The organism is Halorubrum sp. AJ67 (assembly GCF_000513435.1).
The window spans coordinates 132,261-134,504 of record NZ_CBVY010000009.1 but is presented as its reverse complement, the minus strand read 5'-3'; the positions used below and the strand labels follow the sequence as shown (position 1 = coordinate 134,504).

The following is a 2,244-nucleotide window of genomic DNA, read 5'->3' as shown; positions in this document are numbered from 1 at the left end:
GCGCAGGCGACGCAAGCACTGGAAGGAGCGAGCGTAGCGAGCGACTGAAGCGCACAGCGAGCGTGCGCCCGCCTCGCGACTGGGGCTTCGGTAGTGTTCGTGTCGATCGGCCAGTTATAACGACCTCTACCTACTCACCGCCCCGGTACACGTCGAACTCGGTCACCGGCTCCGGGTGGGTGACACGGAACCCGTCGGCGGTGTCCATCACGCCGCGTGTACTTCCGGTCCCGCCGCCGTAGGGACTCTCCTCGCCGCCGGCCCCGCTCCCCTGGTACGGCGAGGTGTACGGCGACCCGGAGACCGGGTCGTCGAACCCCTCTGGCGGGAGGTAGATCCGCTCGCCGCCGCCGGACCGCACGACCACGGCGACGTCCCGAGTCCCCGTCACGTCGATGACGGTGCGGTCCTCAGTGACCCGCGCGTTGACCTCGATGTCGGTGTCGTCCATGTGGCCCCGTGCGACCGGGAGGGGTTTAGCTGTGCCGACGAGCGGAGTCGACGGCTCGATCGAACGCGCCCGCTGCGGGCTCCGCTGGTGGTGAATCCTTTTGTGCGGCCGCGCCGAACCTCGCTTCGATGGACGTCAACAGCCATGCCGAGGAGCTCGCCTCCGACCTCGGCGTCGACAAAGAGGAGGTCAAAGCCGACTTGGAGAACCTACTGGAGTACAGCGTCCCGATCGACGAGGCGAAACAGAGCGTCCGCCGGAAACACGGCGGCGGTGGCGGCGGCTCGACCCCCACCCCGGACGCCGTCGACGTCGGCGAGATCACGACCGACCACGACGGCGTGACGGTCACCGTCCGCGTGCTCACGCAGGGGACGCGCACGATCCGGTACCAGGGCGACGACCTCACGATCCGCGAAGGGGAGATCGCAGACGAGACCGGCGTCATCTCCTACACCGCGTGGCAGGACTTCGGATTCGAGCCGGGCGACTCGCTGACGATCGGCAACGCCGGCGTCCGCGAGTGGGAGGGGAGACCGGAGCTCAACCTCAACGACTCGACCACCGTCGCCATCGCGGACGAACCGGTCGACGTCGATCACGAGATCGGCGGCGACCGCAGCCTCGTCGAGATCAGTGCGGGCGACCGCGGGCGCAACGTCGAGGTCCGCGTGCTGGAGGTCGACGAGAAGACCATCTCCGGGCGCGACGGCGAGACGGAGATCTTGGAGGGCGTCGTCGGCGACGAGACCGCGAAGCTCCCCTTCACGGACTGGCAGCCGCGCTCGGAGCTGAAGCCGGGCGCTGACCTCCGGATCGAGGACGTGTACGTCCGGGAGTTCCGCGGCGTCCCCTCGCTCAACCTCACCGAGTTCTCGACGGTGACGCCGCTGCCCGACGCCGTCGAGGTCGCGGACGACGCCCCGCGGCTCTCGGTCGCCGACGCGGTCGCCTCCGGCGGGATGTTCGACGTCGAGGTCGTCGGCAACGTCCTCGAAGTCCGGGACGGCTCCGGGCTCATCGAGCGCTGCCCCGAGTGCGGCCGCGTGGTTCAGAACGGCCAGTGTCGGAGCCACGGCGACGTCGACGGCGAGGACGACCTCCGCGTGAAGGCGATCCTCGACGACGGCACCGACACCGTCACCGTCGTCCTCGACGACGAACTCACCGCCGAGGTGGTACGGGGGCGGCCTCGACGACGCCCTCGCCGCCGCGAAGGACGCGATGGACAAGGCGGTGGTCGCCGACGACATCGCTGACGCGCTCGTCGGGCGCGCCTACCGCGTCCGCGGCAACCTCTCGGTCGACGACTACGGCGCGAACCTCGACGCGGACGAGTTCGAACTCGCGGACGACGACCCGGCGGACGCCGCCCGCGCCGCGCTCGCGGAGGTGGGCGAATGAGCGACGACGGACCGGGTGCCCGAGAGGTCGCCTACCGGGTGTTCGCGGCCGAGTTCGACGACGCCTCGCTGTCGTACTCCGAGAGCGACGAGGAGCGCGCCCCGAACTACGTGGTCACGCCGACCGGCGCGCGGGTGAACCGCCTGTTCACCGCCGGCGTGCTCACCGAGGTCGAGCGCGTGAACGACGAGACGCGGCGCGGGCGCGTCGTCGACCCTTCCGGCGCGTTCGTCACCTACGCCGGCCAGTACCAGCCGGAGGCGCAGACATTCTTGGAGCGCGCCGAGCCGCCGGCGTTCGTCGCGCTCACGGGCAAGGCGCGAACCTTCGAGCCGGAGGACTCGGACCGCGTGTTCACCTCCGTCCGCCCGGAGAGCCTCAACGAGGTC

At 70.4% G+C, this 2,244-nt stretch carries 1 protein-coding gene and 2 pseudogenes; 2 read left to right on the top strand and 1 reads right to left on the bottom strand.

Annotated features, from left to right (window positions below):
* Window positions 1-130 precede the first annotated feature (130 nt).
* Window positions 131-451 carry a hypothetical protein gene (locus BN903_RS09455; RefSeq protein ID WP_048077490.1) on the bottom strand — a complete coding sequence of 107 codons (321 nt, stop codon included), beginning with the start codon at window positions 449-451 and terminating at the stop codon, window positions 131-133.
* Window positions 452-579: 128 nt separating this feature from the next.
* Between BN903_RS09455 and BN903_RS09450 the strand changes: the two are divergent.
* Both BN903_RS09450 and BN903_RS09445 read left to right on the top strand, forming a co-directional pair.
* Window positions 580-1,855 (top strand): annotated as a pseudogene (locus tag BN903_RS09450) (Single-stranded DNA binding protein).
* Window positions 1,852-2,244, top strand: a pseudogene (locus tag BN903_RS09445) (hypothetical protein); the annotation flags it as partial. The pseudogenes BN903_RS09450 and BN903_RS09445, both read left to right, overlap by 4 nt.